This is a genomic window from Exiguobacterium sp. R-17 (genome assembly GCF_049913315.1).
In the GTDB taxonomy this organism is placed as follows: Bacteria; Bacillota; Bacilli; order Exiguobacteriales; family Exiguobacteriaceae; genus Exiguobacterium_A.
This window is the reverse complement of sequence record NZ_CP184373.1, coordinates 171,855-196,999: the sequence shown is the minus strand read 5'-3', so window position 1 is coordinate 196,999 and position 25,145 is coordinate 171,855. Positions and strand designations below refer to the sequence as shown.

The following is a 25,145-nucleotide window of genomic DNA, read 5'->3' as shown; positions in this document are numbered from 1 at the left end:
TGCCAGATTGCTTCTAGACGATTCCGTTCGACCGGACCGTCACTCGAATAGTGCGATGATTTCCTCATAGTCGACCGTCGGATCCGGACGGAGCTCGCCGTTCTCGATTGCGTCGAGCATGCGTTGCTCCTTCATCTTGAGGCGGTCATAGATTTTCTCGTCGACCATCCCATGTTCCTCCGGTTGTCCTTGCATCATCATGTAGTGATAACGTGTGTATTGTCCCTGAGGTAGACCCAGTCGATGGATGCGGTCGCGCGATTGCAGCATGTGCGTCAGGTTGAACGAATATTCTAGGTAGACCGCATCATGACAGACGTGATGTAGCGATACCGACTCGGCGAGGGTATGCGGGTTCGTGACGATGACGTCGAGCTCGCCCGCCTGGAACGACTTGATGATGCGTTCGCGCTCCTCGAGCGGCGTACTCCCATAGATTGCCTCCGCCTTGATGCCCCGGGCGAGAAGCTCCGCCCGGAACTTGTCGATCGTATGGACGAACATGCACCAGACGACGGCCGTCTTGCCCTCATCATGCAGGTCGGAGACGAGCTCCACCCCGGCACGGAACTTCCGGGTCGTCGGCACGCGGCGCAACAGTTCGACCTCCGAGCGGTCGAGCGTGACGGGAGGCGTGTCCTCCTGTCCGGCGAAGGTGAGTCCGGATGCCTCCTCCTCTCCATACATCTCCTGGAAGTCGAGTGCCCGCAACAGGAGCTCCGGGCAGGTCGAGGCCTGCAGGAGGCGGATGTACATGCTGAACGGGTTCCCCAGGTACTTGCGATGGACGAGGTCGATGATCGCCTGCTCGGCGTCGTTCGCCTCCACGTGGTACTGGATGTCCGGCTCCGCCTGCGGCACCTGGAGCTCGTGCTTCGTCGTCCGCCAGAAGAACGGCAGCAGCTTCGCGTTGATTTCCTCGATGCGGGTCGAGGAAGGATTCTTCAGCTCGCTCGGCTTGAAGTTGAAGAAGCTCTTGTAGTCCTCCCCGTACAGGATGTTCAGGAAGTTATAGACGTCCTCGTAGGTGTTCGGTATCGGCGTACCGGTCAGGACGTACTTATAGGAAGTCAGCGTCGAGAGACGCTTCGCAATCTGGGCCCGTTTGCTCTTCATCCCCTTGATCTTATGGACCTCGTCGAAGACGAGCATCGTGCGTCCGTCGATGACGTCGCTGAGCACGCCCTCGAATCGTCCGAGCGACTCATAGTTGACGAGGACGAGGTCGAACGAGTCTCCACCGAGACGAAGCTGACGGATTGGCTCGACCGAGTCATGGACGTTGAGAAGGCTTAGGCTCCGCTTCGTCCCGAAGTTCTCGACGTACTCGTCCTTCCAGGCGAGGAACGTGTTCTTCGGCCCAATCATGATGATCTTGTTCACGCGGTCGACCTCCGGGGAGGACAGATAGGCGAAGGCGCCGTATACCATCGAGGTCTTCCCTGCACCCGGTACGGAGAAGTTCGCCGCCCGGTGCATCTCCGCCATGTAGAAGGCGGACTGCATCTGCTTGTCGCGGAGTTCCCGGTGCAGCTCACGGTCGACGATCGATGCGAAGTTCGCATACTTATCCTCGATTCGGTCGTCCTGCGTCTTCAGCAACATCGCGTAATTCGATCGTTCCTCGATGAGATAGGTCTGTCGCTCGAGATGTTCAATCAACGCACGAGTCTCCACGACGTCGAAGTCCCGTCGTCGCCCAAGTTTTTTAAAAAGCTTTACGATTTCTCGAATCTCAACATACGTTAAATCTTCTCGAAAAAAAGGATATCCCTTGTCCGAGTAATATGGATCCAGCTTATCCACGATAGTGAGCTCACCTTCTTTTATCTTGCCTGGTGTCACGTTATCGTGGATTACGAACCGTCCATCATCGTCCACCGTGAGGATCATCGCGTCCTCCTGTAGCATCTCCTTGTCCAATATGATCGTCCCCTTGTCGTATGTCAGTATCTTCTTGATGATGAGTTCCTCGATGTGCTTGACGTAGATGTTTTCCTCCCGCATCCGGTCCGCCCAGAGCAAGTCGAACTCGCGACGTGCGCGAGGGATTTTCTCGACGTCGAACGGGGAGGAGAGCCATGTCGTCGTGATGTCGAAGGACTCGAAGTTGTTCTGAATGGCTGCGCTCGTCTCGTTGTTCGAGCCCGTGAAGTAGATGACGTTCCCGTATCCGTCCTCGACGAGCCCGAACTTCGAATGGAACAATCCGGACGACTTGAAGCCGATCCGGATGTCGACGACGCCGGTCGCGATCAGATGCGCAAGGTTGCAGTAGTCCATCATTTCCTGGTTGTCGAGCTTTTCGTCGAGTCGTCCGAGCAGGTCGTCGACGGTCTGCTCGCGCAAGGCATAGCCCTGTCGTATCAGCCGTACGTCCTCCTCGCACAGCTCCTCCGAGACGATGAGCCGCATCCGTCCGCCGTTTCGGACCAGTCCCTTGACGCCCTGGCCATAGGAGGCCAATGCTTTCGAGCTGAAGTAGCCGCTGACCCGGTCATAGGCGACCGCCCGTCCGAGGACGGGCGTATAGAAGTCCTTGCCGATCTGATGCTCCGTCGTATAGTAGGACGGGCGCAGCACCAGGTCGCGGAAGTCAGAGTCGTGACTCATAGGCCCCGAGTTCCTTCCGGATCTGTTCGACGAGACGGGCGAACTCCTTCTTCGAGCCGGCATCCATCCGGGCGATCTGGTCCGCGTCGACGTTGTCGAGCGTCCGGATGACCGTGTTGAGCGAGTCGATCGGCTTCATCTTGACGCGCGTCAACACCGTCTCGTCCACACGCTTGCTGACGATCGAGCTCGCCTCCTCGCGTACGTTCTTGAGGTTCTCGTTCACCTTCTTGACCGTGTTCACGGTCACGCTCGCCTCTTCCCGATAGGCATCACGGACATCCTCGACGATGTCGTCGTATTCGTCGAGGAACTGGTCACGGTTACTTGCCTGGATGATTTCCTTTCCGATGCGACGGATATAGCGCGTCAGGTCGCCATCCTTCGAGAGCGTCATCGCCGCGAACAATGTTCTTTTGACTTTCTTGTACTCCACTTCATCTTTTTCCTTGTTCAAAATGAGCATGACCTCCTGGAGCGGTCCGTCGAGCTCCATGTCGCGTGCCACGTAGTACTTGCCCTCGGCGTTGATGAACGAGAGGAACTCGACCATGAGGTTCGCCTTCTTGAGCATCTTCTTGACGTCCCCTTCGGTCTTGTTCGTGTTCGTCGCATATTCCTTCACCGTGAAGTACTTGTTCTTCTCGATGTCGTTGTAGACCTCGACCAGGTTGTCGATGGCGTTATAGTCGACCGGCCGCTCCTCGCCGTGCTGCAGGTTGAGCTCGAGTCGCTTGATGTCGATCGCGGAGAGCCCCTCCGACGGATCAAGGATGACCGCCTCGAAGAACGACGTCTTCCCTTCCCGCTTCAACTGACGGAGGCATGTATAACGTCGGTTCCCGTCGACGACCGTCCCGTCGTTGAGGACGACGCCCGGAAGGCGCTGTCCGAAGAGATCGATGTTCTGCTTCGTCTTGTTGAGCGCGGCGCTGTTCGACTCGACGATGAACTGCTCGACAAGGTCGTTGTACTCGTCCTTCGAGAGGCTCTGGATGTCCTTGCCTTCCGATTCATAGCGGTTCATCGAGCTGATGATGCGTCCGTTCTGGCGGTTATATAAGAGGTGCTCGAGCGGGATGCGGTGTACCGGGTAGCTGCGTGTCTGGCCCTTGATCGTCAGCTTACGCGTTCCGTCCGTCAACGAGATGGTCTTACCGATTTCTTTTTGTAGGTCGATCTTATTATCGAAGTTCATAGCTTGTGATTCCTCCCAAATTTCATGTGCGTCAACCAGCTGGTGACGCGACTCCATAACTAAATTTTACGCATTTATAGAAAATAAAGACAGTATGTTTTCGGAAATAGTTGTCAGAATTTCTAAACTGACCCCCATGACAGACGGGCACGCCCATCCGAGGAGATGAGCGTGCCCGATTCATGGCTTCAACGACGTAGATATTGCTCGAGTGCGAGCCGGATGATGTCCTCCGGGCTGCTTCCGTCCTCTTCCGCCCGTTCCTGCAGGTTCTTCAACAACGGATCATCATCCCCGAAGTCAATCCGCAGCTTGACCGGACGGCTGACGGACGGTTGTTCGATGACGCGTCGTTCCTTGCGGTCGCCTAGCATCCGCTTGACCTCGCGGAGTTCCTCCCGCGTCATCTCGTAGACGGTCTTCTCGCCGTCCCCGACCTGGTATGTACGTCCCTCGAGCATGACAGCCCTCGGGTCCTCCGGCCAGGAGAGCAGCTCCGCGAGCTTCGACGCCGTCAGCTCCTCCTCGACCGCACGGACGAGCAGCTCCTCGCCGAACACGTTCCAGAACGAGACGAAGCGGCTCACCTGCGACTGCGACAGGCCGATGCGCCCGACGAACTCGAGCCATCCGCCCTCCTCCTGCCGGAAGCCGTCACGCGTCCCCTCATAGCGGAAGATGGCGTTGGCGTGCGCGAGCACGCGGCACTTCTCGACGAAGCTCGTCGCATGGATGGCATCGATGTGGTTGTAGTACTGGACCAGTCCGTCCATGTTCTCGGGTAGCTTCTTCGTCACGACACGGGACAACGAGGTCGCGGACAACGATTGATACGGGTTCGCGACGCTCGTCGTCGAGGAGAACTTCTTGACGGCGTCGACCTTCTCCCCTCGTGCGTCCGTGTTCGGGTTCGTCGCCTCAGGGAGCGCGCCGTTCGCCTGGAAACTCGAGAACTTCGGTGCGTTCTTCTTACGACTCATAATGCGAGCACCTCCTCCGCGAGCTTCAGGTACGCGTCCGTCGCCGGACCCTTGTGGTCGATGACCGGACGGGACTCACGCTGGAGTGATTGTACCTTCACCATGTACGGGATCGTCGTCAACACGGGGATGCCGACCTCCCGTCCGAGGTCGACGAGTTCCTCGACCGTCGTCAGGTCCCCGCGCGAGCGCGTACCGACCATCGTCGGCACGAATGCCGCGATGTGGATGTCCTCCTTGTAGCGTCTGATCTCCTCGAGCTCCTCGGGTGCCGTGTAGACGGCGTCCATCGAGAACTTCTGCATCTGCACCGGCATCACGATGATGTCCTGTGCGACCAATGCGCAGCGAGCATAGGGGTTCAACGCGGACGTCGATCCCGGGCAGTCGATGAGGCAGACGTCGAACAGTTCCTCGACGCGTGCGAGCTCCTCCCTCAGGCGGAACTCGTAGCCCATCTGGCTCGTCAGGCCGGTCGGCGAGGCGGAGCGACGCGTCGGTACGAGATGGACCGTCCCCGTCTCGTACTCGCAGTTGACGATGACCTGCTCGATCGGTGCGTAGTACGGGTCGTCCTCGTTGATCAGACAGTCGAGCAGCACCTTCCCTGGATAGTCCTCGGTCAGCCCGAGACCGTTCGAGGTCGACGCCTGGTCGTCCGCGTCGATCACGAGTACACGGAGCCCCTCCCTGGCGTAGGCGTGCGCGAGGTTGATCGTCGTCGTCGACTTCCCGACCCCGCCCTTACGGTTGTATAACGCGATTTTCTTCATCGTCTCTCTTCCCCTTCCGTCTCATCTGAGCCCTCCACGATGCCGTGGTCGAGCGATTCCTCTATCAATCGTGACAAATATTCGCTGATGCTGAGCCCTTGTGCGCTCGCGAGCGCATGGAGGCGTTCCGATGTGTCCGTCGGCACGCGTGCCGACAGGACCGTCGACGTCGTCTTCTTCTGACGGAAGGCGCTGACCTTCACGCCTGACGTGGCGGAACGGCTAGCCCGGAGTTCACGTACGGTCGCCTCCTCTATCGGTTTCCGCCCGCCTTCCACGGGTAGGCCGTTGAGCACGACGTCCTCCGGGTCCTCGACGTACATGAGCTCGAAGATTTTCGAGGCCGGCAGCTTCCCGAGCGACTCCTCGAACGGTTGGAGCGTGTCATAGGCCTTGACGTACCGCGAGGCGAGCGAGTTCGACATCTGGACCGTCTCGAGGAACCCTTGCCATTCCTTGCCATCGTGCATCTCCGACTTCGCTATCGAGAGACGCTTGCCGATCTCGAAGACCGATATCGTCTGGACGCGCGCGAGCTCCTTGATCTCGACCGCCAGGTTCTCGAGGTCCTTCGACACGGGGAGCTTCTGGACGACGGAGCCGATGTCCGTCAACCCGCTCCGATACGGATGTTGCTCCTGAGGCTTGATCTTATGGATTTGCTTGTTCCGGGCCTTCATGCGTCCTTCCCTCCTTCGACCATACGACGAGCGAGCTCCCTGAATGGTGCGGCGAGCTCTTGTCCTTCCTTCGACTTGTACTGCAGCACGCTCTTCCCGTTGTCGGCGGCCTTCTCGATGAAGGCTGCACGCCTGACGGACGGGAGCACGGCGAGCCCCTCCTCCTCCGCGAGCCGTCCCATGGCCTCCGCATATTCACGGTCACCCTTCAGTCCGACGTCGAGCGCGACCGGCATGATGCCCGTCAGTTCGAGCGAGCCGTTATAGAACTTCTTCACCTGTCGGATCGTCCGGATGGTACTGCCGAGTTGATCGAAGACCAGCTTCTTCGGCATGAAGGGGACGATGACATGGTCCGCACAGGAGAGGACGACCTTCGAGAGCTCATTGATCGACGGGACGGAGTCGAGGATGATCCAGTCGAACTCCTCCGCGAGCGGTGCGAGCAGGTCCTTCAATAGGAAGAGCTTGTCCTGTTCCGATATCAGGTTGATGAGTCGGGCGTTCCGTTCGTTCGAGGGGAGAAGGCTGATGTTGTGTTTCTCGTCGTCGAACAAAATCTCCTCGATGGCGAGTCCGCGCGCCTGGACGTCGAAGAGCGTCATGTACTTGATCGTATCGGACTCCTTCAGCATCAACTTGCTGAGGGAACCTTGTGGATCGAGGTCTACGAGTAAAGTGCGTTGACCGAGTTCACCGAGTGCATGCCCCATGTTGAGGGAACAGGTCGTCTTCCCGGAACCTCCCTTTGATATGTAGAACGTCAGAATGTTCATCATCTCTCCCCTTTCTGTCTCCATCATCACATACGAGAGGATTGAAGACAATCATTTTTATCGTTCGATATCGATTTTTTATGATTTTCATAAGTATACATCAAAATTAAGTTGTATACGTTTCGATGTCGAAATGTATACAAGATGTTTTGTCAGTCTTCCCGAACTTCAATCACCAGAGAGGGTTCTCCTCTCCAATATGATGACATACGGGCTAACCAGATTATCTTCATTACAGATATTTTAGGAGATTGAAGGGATTAAAAAAGAATTAAAAAGAATTGGAAAACGTGAATCGATCATGGAGCCCGTGATACCAACGTTCCTTGCCGAAATCAAAGTCCGATAAAGAGACATGATGATTTGGAGAAGTTCGCCTTCATCTGGATTATGCGCTCTGATTACTCGTTTTCGTTCGATGCGAGTCGTTTCTCTGCATCCATTAGCTTTTTTTATGTCCTGTATATTTGTTTTTTTTCCTGAATGGTATGACACATTCGAAAAATCGCCTGGACGGACATCCTGGATGCGGAGACCCCCCTTTTTCGAGGCCGATGACGTCGATATCAGAGGTGATTTGCCTCGTTTTCATCATTTTTTTCAGAAAAGGGCATGACAAATAGACCATCATGCGATGGCCAATTTTTCCGAGAGTCGTCTTAGACGCTCATTGAGATAGAGGAGCGGGGACTGGAAGAAGAGACTATAGACGTCCGTCTCCTGCAGGCGTTCCCCGTAGCGGAGGAAGTCGTTCCGAATCGAACGTAAGACCTCGTCACAGGCCTCGAACCCATACGTGTCGCTGAGCGATTTGAGGGAGGACTGAGGCACCTCGAGCAGGTCGAAGTCGACGAAGTCACGAGCCACCTCACGAAGGTCGAACCAACCGATGAGCGTGCTCGCGCGTTCCGCCTCGCGGATGCGTCTGCTGTCGACCTTCTCCCCGATCTTCATCTGGAACATGAGCGGACGTGTGACGGTATGTATGCGTCGCTTGAGCGAGATGTTGTCCTTGACGGCCGACAGGAAGTCCTTCGTGTCCTCGACGAGTTGCACGTCGAAGAGGCGTGAGAGCTGGTCGAGCATGCCCTTCACCGCGAGACGATGGCCACAATAGCGAGGGAGGAAGCCTTTCACCTCATCATAGGTGAGGATGGCCTTCTCCTGGGACTGGACATGGATGTCCCGTTCCACCTGTACGAGGGCACGCAATGCCACACGCAGGATGTTGACGTGGTCGATTTCCATGAGATGACGGATCATCCCGCACCAGATGGAGGTATATCCCGTCTTCGAACCGAAGCTGCCGGATTCTTCCGTGAGGTCACGATAGTTGGAGAGGTAGTCGACGAGCTCGATCGATAGGACGCCGGTGAAATGGAAGACATACCGGATGAGTCCTACCTCCTCGAACAGACGGAGGTTGTCATGCAACGAACGGACGGAGGTCCGGGCATGGTCCGCGAGCGTCTCGCTCTCGACGAGGGACAACACGCCCTTGTCGTCACAATGCGAGAGAAGCGTGAGAAGATGACGGATCCGCGACTTCGTCCATTTCAGGGCGAGGAACGGTCCCGGGATGTTATAGTGATGCTGTTCATACATGAAGCCTTCTTCTCGTTTCGTCCAACGCGTCAGACCGCTCATGGCGATCAACACCTTGTTCGCGACCAATACGTGTCTGTTCTGCTGATTCATCGACATTGCCTACACCTCCCCTACTCTGGACTATTAAGCCTAGTATCCTGTCCGGGAGGAGAACTGTCAAAACGCGTCTCCGGTACGGTAAAAGACGACCAACACGCCAGGAACGTTGATATGAAGCCGTTTCCATGAGTCAAAAAGATGTCATTTCGGTACGGTCGATTACGACCAAAACCGAAGGAATCCCCACATGAAGCCATCCACGGCCTCTCTTCGCCAGTATTTTCAAGGCTTTCTGACTGATGGATGTCGCTCCGGTACGGTGAAGGGCGACCAGAACAAGAAAAGTGTCGTTCCGGTACGGCGCTGGGCGACCAGAACAAGAAAAAGTGTCGTTCCGGTACGGTGAAAGACGACAATTCTTGATGTTGGAGGATCTAAAAAAAATTTGAAAAATCTCAGAAAATCTTTGGAATGTCGTTCTGGTACGGGGATTCGCGACCATTCTCTCAAAAGTGTCGTTCCGGTACGGTGACAAGCGACCAAAACATGAAAGATGTCGTTCCGGTACGGTGAAAGACGACAAAAGGCATCCGAAATCGTTGAATATGTGTCGTTCTGGTACGGTAATGGACGACCATAATCAAAAATTGGTCGTTTTACGACATAATTCGACATATGCATTGATTTCATTCTGATGGACCTTTTACGAGGACTACGATGCGTAATCAGACTGAAACTCCACCTAATGAGAACGTATGTTCTTATTTTTTTATCTTGATGATCATCTTAAAACTAACGACCAAGATCGTCTGTCGGAACCGGTAAGTAGAGTACGGTACGTGACGACCAAAATGTCTATTTCCCTCCTATGGATTCTTTTCGTCTGTGAATACGACCGATATAAGCCTTATGTCGACGAGTCCTTCAGTCTGACGAATCACCATCAAAACTGACGGAGGTTCTTCATGAAGGAAATCATCAGTTCGAATGCCATACGGATGGGAATCAGTCAATAACACGACATCTAAGTTGGAGAAGATGTTCAATCTAAGCTTAGGTGGTGCGTTCTTATTGGTATCAACATTGTTCTTACTCTCCTGCGTCACCTTTTACCTCGCCTTGGTGATTGAATCGGGAAAACTATCATTGGGTCTAGAAGAAATGAGGAAATCAGAAAAGAAGCATGCGGAACGTCCAGCCACATGGACAACCTTATCAGACTGTAATGGTTGAGTACTGAGATGGATGAGTACTGAGATGGATGAGGACAAGAAGTATGGAGTGAGGATGGAGTACGAGACGAAATTCAATCAGGTAGTGATCGACGAAGAGCGTGGACATGAGGAACGGATGAATGAAGAGATTGAAGACATATTCGAAAGTTCGAGGAAAACAGATATCTAGGCAGTACATAAGATTCAAGTAGTGATGCGGACATAAAACGATAAGATGTTTGGAGATGGAAGAAGAGCGTACGGATGAAGAAATCCGTACGCTCTCCTATTAGAAAATAAGACATTACCCTAATTATAGAGACGATTAAAGAGAGAACTAAAGAGGGAAGACGTCATCCTTTTGTGGAGAAAGAATGACGACAAGGATACATCATGTAGACGCTCGTCCCCTCGTGGACGGGTCCATGATTAGCGTTTCTACGAATGAACGATCATCTCAGAGCGAGGAGAAGTCGAAGAGAAGAGTATACCCGAATGTATTGAGAGGGTCTTCTTCTCCTGTACGGGGAACGCGCGTGACGGAAATCCCCTTCAAGCGGAAGTATCGGATGAGTGATTCACCGAAGCTCTCATGTAATAGAGGGAACTCTTCATCGAAATCTACTGTCTCGGAGTAGATATCTCTTTCCTTGAGTCGTCTGAAGCGGAAGGTGAGTCGATTGATGACTTGTAGTGCTGCACGGTTTTCCTGCAGTCCTTCGATCATCTGGACATCTTCTTCCGAGAGTCTCTCCTTGTACGGAAGAGGAGTCAGGTGTTCTGGATTAATCATGTGGGTATGCCTCCTTGAAAGATGACAGTTTTTGTTGCCCCAGAGGAGCAAACATCGTTAGCAGTCGAGCTAGGAAGAGTCACTCAAAGCAAGAGCACGTTGCTCCGGTCATCGAGTTCCCATCTCTCGAGCGGATGGAAGTAGAGGAAGTAGTAATCCCCTGAACGATGCCAGTCCTGGATGATGAAGTCGAGCTCCTTTATCCGATCGAGGTTCGTCTCGAGCTCCTTCAGGTTCTCGGCCTTCCGACTCTTGTTGAAGCGGATGGAATGGGTGAACTGTCGCCAGTGCCGCTTCGCCGGCATCTCCTCCTTGAGCTGGAAGGAGGAGAGACGTTCCTTCTGCAGGACGAACGACAGATGATAGGCGAACGTCCCCTTCAGTCGTTCGATTTGTTCCCCGTAGATGCTGATGATCTGTTGTTTGAGCAGGTCGTCATAGACCTCCTCCGAGACGGTCACGGTGATTTGTGTGTCCCGCTGGATGGCGGACGCCCCACTTATCTTGACGGAGGAGAACAGACCGAAGATGGAGAGGTCGCCCTCTTCGTTACGGACCGCAACCCGATAGTATCCCAGCTTGACGAGACGCTGCGTCGTAAGGGCATAGCTCTTCCCGCTGTCGTTGCCATAAATCTTCTTGACGAGCTTCGAGATCGGGAACACGATCTTCCGGTTCGTCTGGAACGAGATATCGCGATAGGATAGTATCTCGTTGAATGCCTCGAAATCGCGCGAATCAAGGTCAGGTACCTTCCCGTCGAGTTCTGCCAGGAATTCATTGCTGACGAGGACGGATAGATTGTTCGGTACGCCCTGCTTGTATTTAGGTACGACGGCAGAATAGTCGTGTAGGTCGAGAGAGAGGTCCATCAATGTCCCCTCCCCTTGGTTGAACTTCTCCGTCGTGTTCTTCATGCGATCGGCCAGACCGAAGAACGGGACGGTGATTGAGGTGGATGTCGCGACGTGCGCCTTCGGTTGTACTCGCTTCAGTCCCTTCGCGACCTCACCGATGACCATCAGGACGTCGGTCCGCATGGTGCTCGTCCGTTGGTTCTTCGTCTTCTGCCCCCAATGTGGATACGTATGGATGAGGAGGTTGTTGTTCTCGGCCCATTCCTCGAGTTCGCGAATATGTTCTTTCATGAGGTCCTCGACACTGTCGGCAGAGAACTTTCGTTGGAAGCCTTCCTTGCCTGAGATGTCCCAGAACTCGAGATACATCTTATGCAATCCCCTAAGCTCTTTCATCGGCCCCTTATTCTCGACATAGTTTCGGATGGCGGATCTGACCCATCTTCTCTTCAGTTTCTTGAACGAGTAGTAGCGGAGCTTCGTATAGACGTCCTCCTCGTTCTGGAACTCATAACATTCCTCATAGAGCTGGTTGACGTAAGCCTCGACGTCGACGATGTCGATCGAGGCGAGTTGTTCGGTGACGTCGTTCTCAAGCAACGTCTTGGCCGCCTGAGAAACGACGAGCTGTCGGTGTTGGACGGATGAAGAACTGTCCATGGTACATCGCCCCCTTTTTTCGATACATCTAGCATATCATGTCATGCGATGTACGGGGAAACCTGACAAAAAGTATGCACCGGCGCATACTTTTTGGTAATAGAACTCGTCGAGGGATCAGGACTACCGCCGTCTTGTAGTCGACATTTCATTTTAGGAACGCCGGAATCGTTGATAAGACATGACCATAGGAATTGAGAATCGTGGATCCGGACGCACGTTCATCATCCATAGATGCAAACAGCATGTGACGTGTATCGATGATTACTATATCAGGATTGCGCTCTGTTGGATTGTGGTTCGTATTTAGAACACTAGAATACGCAGGTGTCCATCAATCATCTTGAGTCGATGAGTGGTGATGATACGATTACTGATTACTATAGAAATGATTGTTTGTCTGCTCTTCCGAAAAAAGTATGCGCCGGCGCATACTTTTTTCGCAATCCATCCGTCCAAGAGGCATAGTGCTTCTGCCAATCGGATGACACCTTCGCGGGAGGATATCATTCGTCTTGAGGGAAACGAACACAGACTAGGAAGGTGTAGTTAAAGAATTTGGAGCTGCCTCGTGAAGTGGCAACCCCTAAAATAAAAGTGTGAGCGATGCATCAGTCATGGAAACAAAGTATTCAAGTTAAAGAAAAGTATGCGCCGGCGCATACTTTTTTGTTATCAGAACGACGAAACAGATGGAAGAAATCATCAGTAATGTACAGGCATCGAAATACATAAGTCGATGGGTTTAATAAGCAAGAAAATAGACAGCTTGATCGACGCCATGAATGAATATCGGGAAGAATTAAGACTGAAGACCGACTTCATCAAAATGGACGGTCTCCCGCATGACGAGGACGGGAAAAAGTATGCGCCGGCGCATACTTTTTTACAAGGTCTTTCCGTACTTCTTCATATAAGACAAATAGACATGTATCATACCTGACCTAGATGATCATCCATCTACGAATGATGTTTGCGTCCACCCGGAGAATCAGAGGAGGGGCTAGTCCGGCCTCCGATGGTCATGTCGTAGAGCGAAAAAACTCCGAATAGGAATCATGAATTGGCTCAGACGGAAATGGATGCATGGATGAGTAGATTTAGCGACTAGTAGAAAAAGTATGCGCCGGCGCATACTTTTTCTTATTTCACGTACCATATTCATAATAAATATCCAACATAGTCACGGGGGATTTCTCATACCTATACTAAAGACAGAAATATGTCTTTGAACCTCTAAATGGATAGGAGGAGATGGTGGGATGACAATCATCTTTAACACTGCGTCAGATTGACAGAAGCAAAAAATGTTACAGGAACGATGACATTGAATCGAAGGATAAGGATGAGTGATCACGCCGAACGATGTTTCACGTGAAACAAGATGATGCACATCTTCGAGAGTCCTCGATTCGTCAGAAGCCAGGATGATGTGAGGATGGATCTGGTAGATGGATGGACTCGTGGATCAAAGTGGACGATGGTATGGCGTCAGAGGGGGGGACGTGAGAAGTACTGTTACATATGGGTTTCATATGAGACATTCTATGCTGAGTAAAAAGTATGCGCCGGCGCATACTTTTCGTCCATTCGCTCTGCTGAAAAGAATACTATCTTCATGACCTCGACATATCTATATGTCGCTTCATTCTTATGGTCTAGAATGGAACGGGAGAGAGCATTCAGGAACGTACATGTGAAAGTAAAAAAGATGAGGATGAAAAAAAGTATGCGCCGGCGCATACTTTTTTACGTTCAATCCCCGTATACATGTCGGAGGAAGGAATCCTTGTCTGAGAATAGTCGTGCCAGTTCGTCCGAGACGTAAATCTCGGTGTCCTTGAGGATTCGAAGCGCTTGCTCCTCTACAGGTAGAAAACCATAGCGCTCCTCCAGGCGATGGAGGTAGTCATCGATTGGTTCTCCATCCTCGACATGAAAGGACAAAAAGCTCTCGGCCGAATGACGGATTCGTCTTCGGTTCCGATAGTAGACGGTGCCTCCGGGAATGTACGACGTACGCAGCAAGGGACTCCTGCGCAACACGCTCTCGAAGAAGATGGAATCAAAACCTAGTCCGTAGACCGCATGACCTCGCCCCAGGCCTGCTGCCATAGAGGAGCTGATGAACTCCTCATGAGGTAACCTCTCGAGAAGCCAGGAGACGTATCCCTCAAGTTCGGAAGGGGACAGACCGGAACCGAACAATCTGGACACACGGAGAAAGACGTCAGGCTCCACCTCTACGTACGAGACATCATCGAGGAGTAGGGAACGGAGATGGTGTTCCCAGTGCGCCCGTCGATGACCGCTCGTCGTGGCCGCCTCATCGGCCAAAACGCGGACGGAGATGAACTCGGGATGAAGTCCGATCAATCCCTCGATGAACTCACGTCTCGTCCTCATCCGTACGGCGATCTCTTCCCGAGAAAGGACGTGAAGTTCGTCGAAGGAGAGCTTCCGTCCGAGCATGTGCCTCAGCTCCATCAGTGAATGGATGTCGAGTGTACGTATCTCAGGGGACAATAGATTGTAGATGACCCGGGGCGTGAAGACACCACGTAATCCATCCAACTTGTCTGATAGTAGGATGGATAGAACGTCTTCATCATAGGGAATCCTCAGACGCCGGACGTATCCCTCGGCACGAAGAAGGTGAGGAGAGACCCGTACGGCATCCTTCACCCGTTCCTTCGTGATCCCCAGGGTGTCCATGTGTCCATGTGGGTTGACGACGGTCGACATCCGCTTTGCGTCCCTCGCGATGACCGCTTCATCGATGGGGGAGTGACTATCCTCTGTCAAGGAGAGCAGGATGTTCTCGACATCGTAGTGTCGGACCGTTCCCGTGGCGGGGCAGACATAGACATCCCGCATGCGAAGGAAACGGGACAGTTGCCCGGCATCGAGGCCGGCGACGAAATCCTTGGAGAGCGACTCCTGCACCCCACGTCCATGGAGGAGCTCGAGGTAACGGTCGATGCGATCAGGGACCTCGAAGACGGTCTGGAACATGACAGGGTCCAGCGCATATGTCGCGAACACCTCTCCGAAGAGGTGGTTCTCTAAAATCTTCTCGTTCGGCCATTCCCGTACAAGTGCGCGTAAGACATCGAGGGAGATTGTACCCGATTGTCCTCCTCCGACCAAATATCGACTCAGGGCGTCGTCGCCATCGTGCCGTTGGATGACGTAATCGAGAGGATATAGCTCGTCATCTTTTCCATCACCCGGGAAGGGGATGACGTTGAGCCCGTCCCGTCCATCATCCATCGAGGACGCCCGATTCTCATCGAACAGACCGAACTCCTCGATGGCACCGATGATGTTCCGGTAGAGGGTGGACGTCCCCTCGCCACGTGTCCGTTCACGGAACTCGAGGAACGACATCGAGGAGAAGTCGACGAGCATGAATCCTCGTCTCCGGAGCAACGATTCGATCACGGCATACGGGATGGGATGCATCTGGGATATCGTCAGGTGATATAGGTTCGCCCTGCGGCATAGCTCGCGGCACGTCTCCGCGCCGAGGTCGTCGACCATCCGGAAGAGGACCTTGGATTTCTCGGGGGACACGGGGATGTGGCTCCGGATGACCGGGTCCAATATGTCATCGAGCCTGACGCCGATCTCGCTCAGGGAACGGAGTACCGTATAGCCGCTGATGCCCATCGATTCCATCTCACGATGCATCAATCCGAGTAGTTCGTACTCGCTCCATCTCTCATGGTGTCCTATGGTGTTCATGTGCAACCTCCTACTCATAAAGAAGTACCTAAAGACGAATCATCCTATACTTCGATTATAGAATGTGGACGAAAGGACGACCATATGAATTCGAATATGATGACAGGATTTTCTAGACACCAACGTTACTTTTCTCATATAAAGTCATATAATGGATGTATGAGAAAGAGTAGGGAGGGGGGATTCCCTCCATCGATGAAAGGATGTAATCAGGAATGAACCAGAACAAGAACGACCTGTTGTTCCACGAACTCGTAGGGATGGACCTAGAGGAGATATCGAGAGCATACGGACTGAACCCGGATCTCAACAAGAGCAAGGCACGCCTGACGAACGTGGCGAGCCGTATGGTGGAGTCGGTGAAGGACGAGGTGGAACGTCTCCGGATGGAATCCGGAAAACCAGAGCTCTCCATCCGTACGATCAACCTGACCGAGAAGGGACGACCGAAGGAGCTGATGTCCCTGGACACCATCGACTTCCTGGAATGGGTCGAGAAGCCTTGGGAGGAGAGTCAGGTATATCGTCGATTCAAGGAGACGGTGTTCGTCCTGTTGACGTTCCGGACGGACAAGCAAGGACGTACGATCTTCATCGGGGATAAGTTGTGGTCGATGTCGGAGAAGGAGCTGGAAGGTTCCGTCAAGCGGTTCTGGAGACAGGTGAAGGAGACGACCGAGGAGGGCATCGTCATCACGCCGATCCAGCAGAAGAGCAAGGTGGTCATGAAGAACAACCTTCCGAAGCAGGATGAGAACCGGATCCTCCATGCGAAGACGAAGGCATCGAACGCCGCGGACCTATGCTCGCTACCGGACGGACGCGCCATCACGAAGCAAGGATACTGGTTCAACGCCAGCTACATCTCCGACTTGGTGAAGGACCTCCATGGGCGGAAGACGACAATCCAGACGAAGAAAGAGGGGAGTCGGACGAGCCTGGAAGCGGGGCAGGTGGCAGCAATCCAGTCCGACCTGACCGAGGACGGCTATGCCATCGCGGATTTCGTGGACATCATCCGTCAGACAGTACCGTCGTATGACAAGCAACAACTGACCGCAGCTGACGCGGAACTGCTCGGTTATCGGGTCGATGATCAACTCGCGGTCCGCCTACGCTACCCGAACTCGACGGCGTACCTCGAGCAGCTCATCTTCGCGAACGACTATGTCCGCACCGAGCAACATCGGGTCCTCCGCACGGACATTGCCGGACGACTGTTGAAGAACCTGGAGCGACATGCGCGGTTGATTCTCCTCGACAAAGGGTTCTATATCACGGACCGCTGTCTCTCCCGCGCTGGCGTCTCGGAGAAGAACATCTCGGATTACCGAGAGACGATTGAATCGTATGTAGCCAAAGATGAGTTCTTCACGCTCGCATCGTTGCGTAAGGACGGCTTCACTCATCCACTCGAAGAAATCGGTTTCGAGGACCTGTTCTATGAGAGCATCCTTCTACGTGTCGGCGTACTCAAGAGTCTACGCATCGGGAAGTCGACCGTGTTCATCAAGTCACTCAAGAAGCCGGATCCGGATTCGTTCATGGAATGGCTGATGGGGGAGGACGGCATCTTGTCGATAGAAGAACTTCAGTCGAGAGCATCAGTGCTACTAGCGACCGAAATGGCAGAGGATGACTTGATCACCATGGTGAATCGTAGCAAGCAGCACTATTCTAGAGAGTTCGAAAAAGTATATAGCAGTCACGATACGTATCTGGATAGCATCTATGCGTAAGGAGGTTTGACGATGAAACAAATGATGAATTATGTCTTGTCGAGTGACGGGAATGAATTCGAGCGTGGAGAGATTGAAGCAATCGGAGAGTCTGTTTATGAGATGACGGAATATGTAGTCGAGAGACTTACTCCGCACTTCGGATATCGATTGGAATTTGATTTTGTCGATGTCTCCAATGAATGGACATTCTCAGCTGATGACGAAGAAGAAGGCTCCCATACCATCCGATTCGCTCCCGAAGGAATCCATGCAGACAAGTTTGGCATCGAAGAATGAGATTGTAAGATTATAAGAAAAATGTATAAAGGAAAGCCCCGTTGACCATTACTGGTTATCGGGGCTTCTTTTTTTGTTAAGGAGTTTTAGAAGCAGTCGTAAATATAAAGATAAATTCCATAGGCTATCAATTCGTTCTTTTTTTTCAAGAATGTCAGCCTTGAAAAGAATGATCTTAAACTTTATGTCTTTAGTTATCTCTGGTTCTTGTTCTCTGCTTTCTTCATATTCTCTCAGTAACTTTAAAAACTCAATATAGTATTCATTATTAGAAAGACTAATATCATCATATTTTGAATATCTTTCGTAAGAAGAAGAACTTTCTACTTTATACATCACTGAATGTATACTTTTGTTTTCATCTAAATATGGCTGAATACGTTCAATTTGATGAAGTAATGATAGGTATACTTCTTTATCTAACGAATCATATAGATTCAACACAATGAAAATAAAAATTTGATAAACTGTAAAAAAATCAATGAATCGCTTTAAAAAGCTTCTTTCATCGTAAGCAGATAAATTTTTAATAGGTGTTTCCATGATTATAAGTTGAAAAAGCGAAAACATAATCAAAATTTCCACCAAATAAACAATTAATTTATATATAAAGTTAATTTTAAATCGGGTTTTAAATGAGAGTTTTTTTGAATCTTTCGATAGCATCAAAAAAATATTGATAACCACAAGCAGGACTGCAGTATAAAATGTAAAGTATGTTCCGAACAAATCAATATCACCTCTTTTTCTGTTATTAAGTTATTTGAATAAGCGTAATAGTAAAGATACCTTCCAGTGTGAATCTCTTTTTCCTTTTTCACGAACAGCATCGGTCTTCAAGTCACGAACAGCAAATTTGATTCTTTCCATTTCTTCATTATTTGAATCAGTTTCGAACTTTAATTGATTTAAGGACACTTGAAGAGATTTTCTTTTCTCTGAAGGTAGCCGCTTATTTAATAAATTGCTTTCCAGTTTTTTCACTTCTTCTGATTCAATCCGTATTTTCGCTAGTAATTCAGTGTACTCTGTTAGTAAATCGTATAACTTGTTATACATAGATTTTACGTTTCCTGGAAGAAAATTTCCGTCTTTATAATATTTTACTGTCTCCATAAAGAATCTATCGTCAGAAGAATTTTCGATTACAGCATTTTCATCTATTCTAGGTTGGGCTATTTCCATTTGATGAATCAAGGGACCATAATGATCTTGTTCCAGAGAGTCATAAAGTTTTATAAGTGCAAATACCAATATTTGATAAGCAGTGTAAAAATTAAAAAATTGTTTTAACATGCTGTCTCCGCTACTGCTTAAAGTTGTTCCGGAGTTTATTAAAATTTGTTGGAATATCCCGAAAAAGAGAAAAATCTCAATAGCGTATATACAAAAATTCAAGATAGTGTTAATAAGGAAAGTGGGCTTTTTCTTTACTTTCCTAAATATGAACACCTTAAGAGTAATTACTAATATCAATGCAGGAAGTGATATCTGCAAATTAAGATTTAAGTTGTCAAGATCATTCATTGTGTCCTCACCTTTTAAGTTTTCTATTCTTTGGTATTTGAATAAAGATATTGCTTACTGGAATTAATCCAAGATGACATCGACGTAACGCCCGTAAACTGTCCCGTACGTGTATCGATCTCAATAGCCTTCTATGTATCATTATCTTTAATAAACATACGTACATCAGTTCTTTTAGTTCCCTAACATCGTTGTTATTTGGCATATATTTGTGGCACTAAATCATCATAGTTAACCTAGCCGTTCCCTAAGAAATTCTACAAAATAAGGGTTAGTTAATTAAATCGGTTAACCTACACGCTATAAACGTTGGTGTTAAGCCATCGTATTATTAAAAATCCATCGGTTAAAAAGTATACAAAATTATATAGCAAAGATACGAGGGGGGACTTATCCTCTTCCTACCGAGGTGACAAAGCAATAAGACGTGGAATGTGTGATGTAGTTAGCAATTATTTATTATTGATTAAGATGTAATTGATAGCGGTATGATAAACCACGTCATTTGTAAGTACACTCCCTTAAATTAGTTCTGTAAGTTTATTTGTTGATTGAAAGACTGCTATGAGAAAATACAATAAACTATATAATTGTATTACCTTTATATAGATTTTTTTGTAAACTCCCCCTAGACATTACCATTAAACTAGATAATAGAATGTTTAAATTATGTATAATTAAATGGTAAACAAGTTAAGACGCTTCAGACTGCGCTACTTACCTGATTGAAAAAGGACAATCAAAGAATTTGATGTCACTGGACATAATTAACAAGTAAAAACGAACGATCTTCATCGGGGATAAATTGTGGTCGAAATTGGAGAAGGAGTTGGGAGGCTCCGTCAAACGATTCTGGAGACAAGTGAAACAGACGACCGAGGGAGGCGTCGTCATCACGCCGGTCCAGCAGAAGAGCAAGGTGGTCATGTAGAACAACCTTCCGAAGCAGGATGAGAACCCAATCCTCCATGCAAAGACGAAGACGTCGAACGTTGCGGAGCTGTGCTCCGGACGTACCTGGAAGTAGGGCAGGCGGCAGCAATCCAATCCATCCTGATGGAAAATGGCTATACCATAGAGACTTCTTCACGTTCGTCTTCAATCATCCACTCGAAGAGAGTGGTTTCGAGGATTTATTCTCTTTTCTATGAGAGGAACCTTCTACGTATTTGCGTACTCATGAGTCTACATCGGAAAGTCGAACATGATGAAATCGAGTTAGTTTACGAAAGGACAGAAAATGTAGTTGAAAGACCGGCTCCACTATTTGAACAAAAGCTAAAGTTTGGTTTCATCGATATATTGAATGAGTGGACATTTGTTGCGGATGATGATTATGAGAATGAAGATATAATACTAATTCAATTTTTATCTAAGGAATCAATAAGGAGTAAACTTTATTGTGAAGAGATTAATATAAAATATAGATAAGTGAGGAAAAAAAATGAAAATCGAAAAAATTGAAATAAAAAATTTTAGAAACTTTGAATCGCTAGAAGTAGAAGTGGGAGAACAGATTGTGATAATTGGTGAGAATAAAGTCGGGAAAAGTAATTTTTTATATGCTTTAAGATTGTTACTTGATCCTTCATTACCTGAAGCAGCTAGATATTTATCTGACGTCGACTTTTGGGATGGGATTAAAAGACCAATAACAAATCAAGAAATTGTTATTTCTGTGGAGTTCACGGGTTTTGATGATAATAAGGATTTGCTATGTATATTTGCTAATTGCCTAGTCAATGCAAAGCCATTAACTGCACGTATTACATATATCTATTATCCGAAAAAAACTAAACAAGAGAAGGCTGAATATGAATATGCTATTTATGGAGGAAAAGACGTTAAAAATAGATTGAGTTATGAAATAAGAAAAGCTATTCCTTTTGAAATTTTACCAGCTCTAAGGGATGCAGAATCAGATTTATCTAACTGGGGAAAATCGCCTCTTAAACCCTTAATAGAAAGAATCACAAAAAAAATAGACCGCTTACAACTAGAGAAAATTTCAGATGATATGTCTAAAGTTACAGATAAATTAAGAGAGAATCAACAAATAATTAATTTATCTAAGGATATCAATAACCAATTAGAAGAACTGGTCGGGGCGAATCATATGATTGATACAAGCCTTGGTTTTAATCCTACAGATCCTGACAGAATATTTAGGAGTATAAAAATGCTGATTGACGATGGAAAAAGAGGAATAAGTGAAGCGAGTCAAGGATCAGCAAATCTGCTTTATCTAGTGTTAAAAACATTAGAATTAAAATTTTTAGTACATGATGGCTCTAGAGACCATACTTTTTTAGCCATTGAGGAGCCTGAGGCACACCTGCATCCTCATGTTCAAAGATTAGTATATAAGTATCTATTAAAAAAGACACGAAATAGTGAAATTAAAGATAAATTAAACGAAGAGTTTACAAGTATTTTAACTACTCACTCCCCGCATATAGCGAGTGTGTCACCATTAAAATCATTTGTTGTTTTAAAGAAGGTAGAAAGTTTGAAAAAAACAGAAGGTATATCTACAAAAAATTTAGATATAACTGAAAAAGAAGTCAAAGACTTAGAAAGGTATATTAATGTGACAAGAGGTGAAATTTTATTCGCTAAAGGCGTGATTTTAGTAGAAGGAGACGCTGAGGAAACTTTAGTTCCTGTATTAGCTAGTCAAAATAACTATTTTTTAGATGAGTTAGGTATTACTATATGTTCTGTCTCAGGGACTAATTTTGCTCCTTATGTAAAGTTACTAGGAAAAAAAGGTCTAGATATTCCTTTCTCAATAATTACAGACTTTGATCCTCAGGGTGGAGGTAAAGAACCTCTTAGCAATAATAGAATAAAAAAATTACTTCAAGAAGTCATGCCCAAAGTTGAATTAGAAAAATATAAAGACAAAGATGAAGAACTGATTTCAAAATCTTCGGAATACGGTATTTTTAGAAATACTCATACTTTTGAAATAGATTTATTTAAAAATGGCGGTGCTTTAGCGATGACTGAGTCAATAAAAGAGTTAACGGAAGTTAAAATAGCAGAAGCTCGAGCAGAAAAATGGTATGCAAACAAAAGTATTGATAAAGAAGAAAAACGATTTCTTGATGATATAGAAAAAATAGGTAAAGGAAGATTTGCACAGAGAGTAGCAACTAATATTGTATTAAAAAATCAAAAGGCTTTACCTGTATATATAAAGGAGGCAATTGAATATGTCTCAAGTAGAATATAAATATGAAATTGAAGCTGCTAATCTATACAATAATCCTGAACAAGTCCAAATATATAATTCCAATAAAAGCTGTGTAGTATTAGCTGGACCTGGTAGTGGCAAAACGAAAGTATTGACCTTAAAATTAGCTCGTATTATGACAGAAGATATTAAAAGACCTAGAGGGATAGCTTGTATTACTTATAGTAATGAATGCGTACAAGAAATAGAAAAAAGACTATACGCTCTAGATATAAAAAAAGAGAATAATCTTTTCGTAGGAACAGTCCATAGCTTTTGTTTACAATACATCATTAAAAATTTTATACACTTAACAGATATAGTTTTTCCTGCAGAATTTAAAATTGCAAATAAAAAAGAGATAGATGACGCATGGGAAAAATCCTATGAAATAATCAAAAAAAATGGAAAAGGATTTAAGCGATCTTTATTAACAAAAGTTCAAAAATATCGTAGAACATATCTACCTACAACTAAACTTTATGGTTCGAAAAATCCGAACTTTGCAAAGTGGATTGAAAAATACAAATCGATTTTGCGAGAAAATAATAAAATTGACTACGATGATATTGTTTTAACAAGCTTAGAAATAATAGAAAATTATGATTGGGTGAAAAAGATACTTATTGCCAAATTTCCTCATCTAATAATTGATGAGTATCAAGACTTAGGTTTGGCACTACATAAAATAGTATTGAAGCTATGTGAAGATACTGATTCTAGACTTATCGCATTCGGAGATCCTGATCAATCGATATATGGCTTTACCGGTGCTAACCCTTCTTTAATTAAAGAACTGAGTATGATAGATAACGTTGATACGATTCAATTGAAATTAAACTACAGATCTAGCACTGATATTGTAAGTGTAGCGAACAAATTTTTAGGAATAAAAAGAAGCTATAAAGCTGTTAAAAACATTGAAGGTAAAATAAAATTTTATAAGATTTTAGAAGGTGTAGAAAGTCAAGCCATAAAAATATTTTCTGAAATAATTCCTGATATATTAAAACGTAATAGGGGTACTGATTTAAAAGACATAGCTATACTTTATCAGAGTAAGAATGAAGGAGATATATTAGAGAAAGTCATAACTGAGAAAAAAATTAACTTCCAGTACTTTAGAATTGATAATGATACTGCTTATTTGAGAAGTAAGTTTAATCGATGGTTAGAAGATTGTGCGAACTTGTTAACCAACTGGGAGGATAAAAGTTCGATTTTATTTAACAAAGTGATAATTCAGTGGGAAAGTTTTATCAAAAGCGGCGAATTAGAATTTGAGGAAATACTTGAACTAAGGAAAAAGCTTATTTTATTTTTATTGGACAATAGGAATAAAAATCCTTTATTGAAGGTTTGGCTTAATGATTTTTATGAAGAAATTTTAAAGGTTACTATAAAAAACAGCATGAATTTAAGAGATGAAATTGAATCTTTCGAGAAATTAAAACAAGAAAGCGAAATTGGAGAAATGAAAGACTTCGAATTAAAATCATTTTCAGGAAGACGAGAGTCGACTGAACATCTTAATTTAATTACTTTACATAGTGCGAAAGGTCTTGAGTTCGAACATGTAATATTATTTCGTATGGAAGAGGGTAAAATTCCTTTCATAAATGCTAATAAATATGAGGTTGAGGAATCAAAAAGGCTTTTCTATGTAGGAATAACCAGAGCTAAAAAAGAAATTCATATCACATACTCTGGATGGTATGAAAATAACAAAAAAGAAATAATTGAAGAGGGTCCGTCTCGCTTTGTACTGGATTTAAAAAAAGAACTAGACATACCTACATTGAAAGCCCAAGATTTTTCGATGACTAATCTCAAAGAATATTTTGAGAAAAATAGTGATGTCAGTATGAATGATCTAAATGAACTGATTGAAAATAAGCATGTTAAAAGAAGTGAATACCATGAGTTTATAAATCCTTTATTGGATTATTTTTCTAATCACGATTATTTTGAAAACTACATTAACTTTCTAGACGATCACTTAATTGATTTTATAAAAATCCTTGAAGAGAGTTTTGATATATGTATAAGAAGTGTTGGTTGGCCGTTTAAAGAAAAATATAGATTTGGAGATTTTACTTTAAAACTTTATAAAGCTTCAGACAATGTTGAAACGAGAATAGAAACTTTAAAAATCTTATGGAATTTAGCTTGGAAATTTGATATTCGACCAACAAAGAAAATAATTTTAAATGAGTTAAGTTCATTAAATCCTCAAGACGAAATATTACCATATTTATTAATTTTTATAAACGAGAATAAAAGTGATTTAGATAGAATGTCGCAATTCGATTTAATTGATTTTCAGAGTCAGGAAATAAGAGCATTTTTCCTGTAATTTATTTAAAATTCTTAACTTCTTATTGAAAAAAGTGCAATTCACTCCTTTTTAAATTAGGAAGAATT

Annotated in this window: 16 protein-coding genes; 4 read left to right on the top strand and 12 right to left on the bottom strand. The window is 46.9% G+C overall.

The window, feature by feature from the left end; all coding sequences use genetic code 11:
* Positions 1-39: 39 nt before the first annotated feature.
* From ACN9MT_RS16515 to ACN9MT_RS16470, 10 genes are all read right to left on the bottom strand, one after another.
* Complete coding sequence (locus ACN9MT_RS16515; protein WP_426273689.1) at positions 40-2,613, bottom strand: SNF2-related protein; 2,574 nt, start codon at positions 2,611-2,613, stop codon at positions 40-42.
* Entirely contained in the window at positions 2,597-3,811 is a 1,215-nt protein-coding gene (locus ACN9MT_RS16510; RefSeq protein WP_426273687.1) for a ParB/RepB/Spo0J family partition protein, read from the bottom strand. The genes ACN9MT_RS16515 and ACN9MT_RS16510 overlap by 17 nt, the downstream gene beginning before the upstream one ends.
* 188 nt (positions 3,812-3,999) lie before the next feature.
* A complete protein-coding gene (locus ACN9MT_RS16505) occupies positions 4,000-4,791 on the bottom strand; it encodes a hypothetical protein (RefSeq protein WP_426273686.1) in 792 nt (263 codons plus the stop codon).
* Positions 4,788-5,564, bottom strand: a complete 777-nt coding sequence (locus ACN9MT_RS16500; RefSeq protein ID WP_035412959.1) for a ParA family protein — start codon at positions 5,562-5,564, stop codon at positions 4,788-4,790. Before ACN9MT_RS16500 ends, ACN9MT_RS16505 begins: the two co-directional genes overlap by 4 nt.
* Positions 5,561-6,244 (bottom strand): DUF3102 domain-containing protein, encoded by a 684-nt coding sequence (locus ACN9MT_RS16495; RefSeq protein WP_214859003.1) that lies wholly within the window; start codon positions 6,242-6,244, stop codon positions 5,561-5,563. The genes ACN9MT_RS16500 and ACN9MT_RS16495 overlap by 4 nt, the downstream gene beginning before the upstream one ends.
* Positions 6,241-7,020, bottom strand: coding sequence for a ParA family protein (locus ACN9MT_RS16490; protein ID WP_035412957.1), 780 nt, complete (start codon positions 7,018-7,020; stop codon positions 6,241-6,243). The genes ACN9MT_RS16495 and ACN9MT_RS16490 overlap by 4 nt, the downstream gene beginning before the upstream one ends.
* A 627-nt stretch (positions 7,021-7,647) precedes the next feature.
* Positions 7,648-8,724: a hypothetical protein gene (locus tag ACN9MT_RS16485; protein ID WP_426273682.1), complete on the bottom strand. Its 1,077-nt coding sequence runs from the start codon at positions 8,722-8,724 to the stop codon at positions 7,648-7,650.
* A gap of 1,614 nt (positions 8,725-10,338) precedes the next feature.
* The gene (locus ACN9MT_RS16480) at positions 10,339-10,674 is read right to left on the bottom strand and encodes a hypothetical protein (protein ID WP_426273680.1); all 336 of its coding nucleotides are present in this window, start codon (positions 10,672-10,674) and stop codon (positions 10,339-10,341) included.
* An 83-nt stretch (positions 10,675-10,757) separates the two neighbouring features.
* Positions 10,758-11,900: a hypothetical protein gene (locus tag ACN9MT_RS16475; protein WP_155960224.1), complete on the bottom strand. Its 1,143-nt coding sequence runs from the start codon at positions 11,898-11,900 to the stop codon at positions 10,758-10,760.
* Between the two features lie 2,046 nt (positions 11,901-13,946).
* Complete coding sequence (locus tag ACN9MT_RS16470) at positions 13,947-15,938, bottom strand: hypothetical protein (RefSeq protein ID WP_426273677.1); 1,992 nt, start codon at positions 15,936-15,938, stop codon at positions 13,947-13,949.
* 347 nt (positions 15,939-16,285) lie between these two features.
* Between ACN9MT_RS16470 and ACN9MT_RS16465 the strand changes: the two genes are divergently transcribed.
* Both ACN9MT_RS16465 and ACN9MT_RS16460 read left to right on the top strand, forming a co-directional pair.
* Positions 16,286-17,677, top strand: a complete 1,392-nt coding sequence (locus ACN9MT_RS16465) for a hypothetical protein (protein WP_426273675.1) — start codon at positions 16,286-16,288, stop codon at positions 17,675-17,677.
* A gap of 12 nt (positions 17,678-17,689) precedes the next feature.
* A complete protein-coding gene (locus ACN9MT_RS16460) occupies positions 17,690-17,956 on the top strand; it encodes a hypothetical protein (protein WP_426273674.1) in 267 nt (88 codons plus the stop codon).
* A gap of 48 nt (positions 17,957-18,004) precedes the next feature.
* On the opposite strand, the gene ACN9MT_RS16455 is transcribed toward ACN9MT_RS16460, so the two are convergent.
* Together ACN9MT_RS16455 and ACN9MT_RS16450 are read right to left on the bottom strand one after the other, a co-directional pair.
* Positions 18,005-18,685 (bottom strand): hypothetical protein, encoded by a 681-nt coding sequence (locus ACN9MT_RS16455; RefSeq protein ID WP_426273672.1) that lies wholly within the window; start codon positions 18,683-18,685, stop codon positions 18,005-18,007.
* Positions 18,686-18,715: 30 nt separating this feature from the next.
* Entirely contained in the window at positions 18,716-19,252 is a 537-nt protein-coding gene (locus ACN9MT_RS16450) for a hypothetical protein (protein ID WP_426273670.1), read from the bottom strand.
* 1,675 nt (positions 19,253-20,927) lie between these two features.
* Here ACN9MT_RS16450 and ACN9MT_RS16445 point away from each other — a divergent pair.
* The gene (locus ACN9MT_RS16445; protein WP_426273668.1) at positions 20,928-22,721 is read left to right on the top strand and encodes an ATP-dependent nuclease; all 1,794 of its coding nucleotides are present in this window, start codon (positions 20,928-20,930) and stop codon (positions 22,719-22,721) included.
* On the top strand, positions 22,702-25,077 hold the full coding sequence (locus ACN9MT_RS16440; RefSeq protein ID WP_426273666.1) for an ATP-dependent helicase: 2,376 nt from the start codon (positions 22,702-22,704) through the stop codon (positions 25,075-25,077). The genes ACN9MT_RS16445 and ACN9MT_RS16440 overlap by 20 nt, the downstream gene beginning before the upstream one ends.
* The last annotated feature ends 68 nt before the right edge of the window (positions 25,078-25,145 follow it).